Raw genomic sequence first — 4,392 nt, 5'->3', positions numbered from 1 at the left:
TTTCCTATAATGGAAGTGATCCCCGGAGTTCCGAATTTCCGGCTGTTGATTTCCATTAGCTCTTTCCCTTCTTCTCTTTGCTCGAAGGCTATTATCTTCAGATGAGGAAATTGCATTTTAGCTTCAATGGAAACGGAGCCAGTGCAAAAGCCGATATCCCAGAAAACATGTCGGTGGCGGAGGTTAAGCATACTTAATGTAAGTAATCTGACGGGCATTTTCGTAATCATTTTTTTACGTCCGTTCAGTAAATGAAAGTCTTCTTCATTAATCCCGAAGGGGCGTGAGCGCAACCCGGTTCGTTCCATGATGAGGCAATTGGGGAAACGAAAAGTCTCGTTTATCAATTCATCTACAGAAAAAGTCCGGATGCTTTCGGTATTGTTACCAAGAAGTTCTCCAACGGTTATCTTATAATTGGTGTAGCCGTAGTGTAGCATGCGGACAGCGATTGCTGCAGGTGTTTTCTCCCGGTCGGTTAGTATTCCTATTTTCCCATTACCTTCAATCAATGCCTCATCTAAAGCATCCCATGGACGCCCTGTTAGCGAAACGATTTGCATGTCGTGATAAGGTAAAACCATACGGTGGGCCAACATCTGAAGCGAATTGAATGCCGGAAAAAGAACAATGTCTGCGTCTGGTAATTTGTTCTGTATTGTATTGGCAAAACCATAGAATAAAGGGTCGCCGGAAGCGAAGACCACAATTTCCGGATGTTCCAAATATTGTTGAAATACATGTTCCAACGGTACAGTAATATCTATCCATTGAGTATGAGCAGGAAGAAATCCCTCTACTATCCCGTGGTGACGAATTCCTCCGGAGAATACTTTTCCCGAACGGATTACAGAAAGGACTTCGTCCGTAAACTGCGGACTTGGATTGTCGTTGATTCCTATTATATAAAACTTCATAGATTATACGTCCCTCCCCGGACGCAGTTGTTCTGCATCGTTATAACTGAGAATAGCATTAACCAATGTGGCGGCCAGATTGCTCCCCCCTTTTCGCCCTTCTACGATGATTTTGGGTATTTCGTGAAATGGTTTTATCCTATGTTTGGATTCTTCTACGTTGACAAAGCCTACCGGCGCTGCGATGACTCCTATAGGGGCGGCTTTGTTTTTCCTGATAAGATCGCATAATTCCATCAGGGCGGTAGGGGCATTTCCAAATACAAAGAGCGCATCCGGATGTTCGGTTACGGCAAGTCTGATACCTGCTTGGGTGCGGGTAATCCCTTTTTCGGCAGCAATTGGTGCGATCCGCTGGTCGGACAAATAGCATTTTACTTCAATACCCATCCGTTGTATGGCTGTCTTGCGTATACCGGCTGCTGCCATGGTAACATCAGTAACAATGGTGACAGATTTACCAGCGTTCAGCTTCTTATATAGCAAGGCAACTGCACCGGGATCAGTATAAAGAAGTTGCTCCATTTCAAAATCGGCAGTGGTATGGATGGCATGAAGCAAGGCCCATTTGTGATCCAAAGGGATATTTTTGTTTTGCAATTCTTTTTCGATTGTCTGGAAACTGCGAATCATGATTTCTTGTCCGATGCCAGCCTCGATTGGAGTTTTGTCACGGAAATATCCCCGAGGAGTAACCATCTTGCCGTCAAATGATTTGGTTTGAGAATTGCCAATTATGACAACGGTAAACATATCCACTTGTTCCGGATTAAAGGATTCCAGTGTGGTTGTACATATTTCCTGGTCTTCTCTGCCAGCCTGACGGACAAATCCGACCGGTGTTAATGGGGATCGGTCTTGCAGAAATAGCTCTTTGAGCCGGTGCAGTTGCCAATACCTTCCTTCGCTTCGCGGATTGTAAACGGCTGTTACAAAGTCGGCCGTAGCTGCTGCCACTATTCTTTTTTCAATCTTTTCCCAAGGAGTCATCAGATCCGAAAGTGAGATGATGCAGAAATCGTGACCTATGGGAGCTCCTAGTATGGCTGCAGCTTTCTGAAAGGCACTTATTCCGGGCAGCACTTCCACCGAAATGTTGCTTTTGCGTTCTTCTTTCATTTCAAAAATCAGAGGAGCCATCCCGTAAATACCTGCATCACCGGAACTTATCACGCAAACTGATTTTCCTTCTTCTGCATAATTGAAGGCCTCTTCAGCTCTTGCTTTTTCCCGTTTCATTCCTGTATCAACACAGTGAGTCCCGGGAGTGATAAGTGTGGAAATAAACTGAAAGTAATATTTATATCCTACAACAACTTCCGCACTGCTAATGGCTGTTCGGACTGCAGGGGTAATATCTTGCATATCTCCCGGTCCGATTCCGGCGACGACTATTTTTCCTTGTTTCATTTGGATTGTTTCTTCTTATTCATACAAACGTATGGATTATTTATTTAATTTTTTTTGTTTTCGCAGATTCAATCTTCTTATTTTACGTATTACATATCTTGTTCCAAGTACGACTCCGGATACCGAAACAACGGTTCCTCCTAACATAAGTATCCATAGAACGGTTAACCGGAGTAGTGGCCGGGTAACCAGAAATTGGAAGGTAAGACCGTGCATTCCTTTATATAACCAGAAGTCCCACCGTTTGCGGTTATTGAAATATCTGTATTGTCCGTTTTTGGGATTTACATAGTAGCAGCTATTGTCTGCGTCTGCTATCTCTAATTTGTAAACCGGTAATGGAAGATGGCCTGATTTTGCAAGGTAGTAGTTATCGTATTCTTTTAAGAAAGTTGTTTTTGTACTACCATTTCCATGGATACTTTCAATTGCCTTTGTTATCTCTTTCTCCTTAAGATTTAAGGGTAGGATTTTGTTAGAAGAGGCATCCAACGTTATTTTTTTACTTGTAGTTACAATATGATATAAAGGTTTGTCAAAGAATCGTCCCCATTCAATCTTCTTAACAGTACCGGAAAGCTGACTTATCACTTCTCTATAGTCCAATGTATACAGTTCCGGACGAATTCCGTCTCCTTCCAGTATCTTTTCAATTGGGTAATGCTCTTTTTTCTTGATTATCCAATTGGGAGTTTCCGTTACCGACATCATACCGCTGAATATCCAGGTCAGGACAAACAGTCCGAATATAAGTCCCGTTATATGATGTAGCCAATACCATCGTTTTTTATAAGGAGATTTGAAACTACATTTGTTTTTCCGGCATTGTATGTATGCATGAATACCAACGTACAACCCGGCCAAAGTCATTATAATACCCAATACGGATAAAAAAATAATTGACTTTGTCCAAAGAGCCTGATCTTGCCGCAGGCTGGTGAAATATACCCAATGAGGAATCGCCCCCATCCAGGACCAGAAACGTTCTTTTTGTGTCGTGTACTGCAATACTTCTCCTGTTCGTGAAGAGATGTATAATTCATGTTTTTCGTTATCCGAAAAGTAAAATTTTATAAACGGAAGTTCTTTTTTAAGTTCTTCAAACGGGGTCCATTGATCAAGTTTGTGCAATGTGTCAATCCTGTTGATTGAGGAGCTGTTCCATTTTTGAGCCATCTGATAGATTCTTTCAAGGCTAATTTCCTGCAACTGCTCAGTTGAATCGGCAGGCAAGAGATAAACTTGTTTGTTGGTTTGAATCCGGAATACAGTCTGATTTAAAAATCGACTTACTTCAATGTTATTAATTTTCTCGTCCGATGGAATGCGGCCTGCTATTGTTTCAATGGGTGGGAGAAGAGAATCCAGTATTTCTGTCTTTTGCAACTTTTCTTTATCCCATACCTTTGGGAAGGTATGATACATCATAACCAACCCTGAAAGAAACCACATTAGAAACAGGATACTGAGTAAAGTTCCCAGCATCCTGTGAATTGTATATATGAATCGGGTTATGATCTGTCTAATTCCCTTCATTTGCATATCGTTTCTTTTTATCAAGAATCTTTACCATTTTGTAATTGCAGGCGAAACGTGCATGTTCAATAAATAGATCTTGAATCATGGGAATTTCTCCCAATCCTCTTAAATTGGTATTTACCCTGAATCCCTCTTTTTCGAGTGCACTTTTCCATTCGGTATCAATATCATTAACGGCATGGTCGCCGGCAACAAACATAAAAGGAACCAGTGTAACTTGGTTATTCTGATCAGATTTTAGCCGACGTAATACCGTTTCAAACGAAGGATAACCCTCTATTGTGCCTATATGCATCTGACTGAATCCTTTATCTTTCAACATATAGTCTAACATGGCATAGCAGGCTGTTGCCGGAGTATATGTGCCGTGACCAACAAACAGTGTAGAATTATTTCCTGTATATTCTGCACTAAGAACATCTACCACTTTTTCGTAATCCTCCACTGTGTACAGAAGTGGATTTCCAATACGGATATCTTTGAATTGCGGTTCCATGTTTTCGATTTCACGACGCAACGCTTCCAT

Annotated in this window: 4 protein-coding genes; all 4 read right to left on the bottom strand. The window is 41.5% G+C overall.

The annotated features are described in order from the left end of the window. Positions 1 to 917: precorrin-6y C5,15-methyltransferase (decarboxylating) subunit CbiE (cbiE, locus tag AB7E53_RS14350; protein ID WP_446776452.1), on the bottom strand; the 917-nt coding region annotated here is incomplete at its 3' end. A 3-nt stretch (positions 918 to 920) separates the two neighbouring features. Further along, positions 921 to 2,327, bottom strand: coding sequence for a precorrin-3B C(17)-methyltransferase (gene cobJ, locus AB7E53_RS14345; RefSeq protein WP_446776450.1), 1,407 nt, complete (start codon positions 2,325 to 2,327; stop codon positions 921 to 923). Between the two features lie 36 nt (positions 2,328 to 2,363). After that, complete coding sequence (locus AB7E53_RS14340) at positions 2,364 to 3,863, bottom strand: PepSY domain-containing protein (protein ID WP_446776448.1); 1,500 nt, start codon at positions 3,861 to 3,863, stop codon at positions 2,364 to 2,366. Beyond that, the coding region (locus AB7E53_RS14335; protein ID WP_446776446.1) for a sirohydrochlorin cobaltochelatase at positions 3,850 to 4,392 on the bottom strand (543 nt) is incomplete at its 5' end. The genes AB7E53_RS14340 and AB7E53_RS14335, both read right to left, overlap by 14 nt.

This window comes from Macellibacteroides sp., assembly GCF_050251695.1.
GTDB lineage: Bacteria > Bacteroidota > Bacteroidia > Bacteroidales > Tannerellaceae > Macellibacteroides > Macellibacteroides fermentans.
This window is presented reverse-complemented; position numbering and strand designations above follow the sequence as displayed.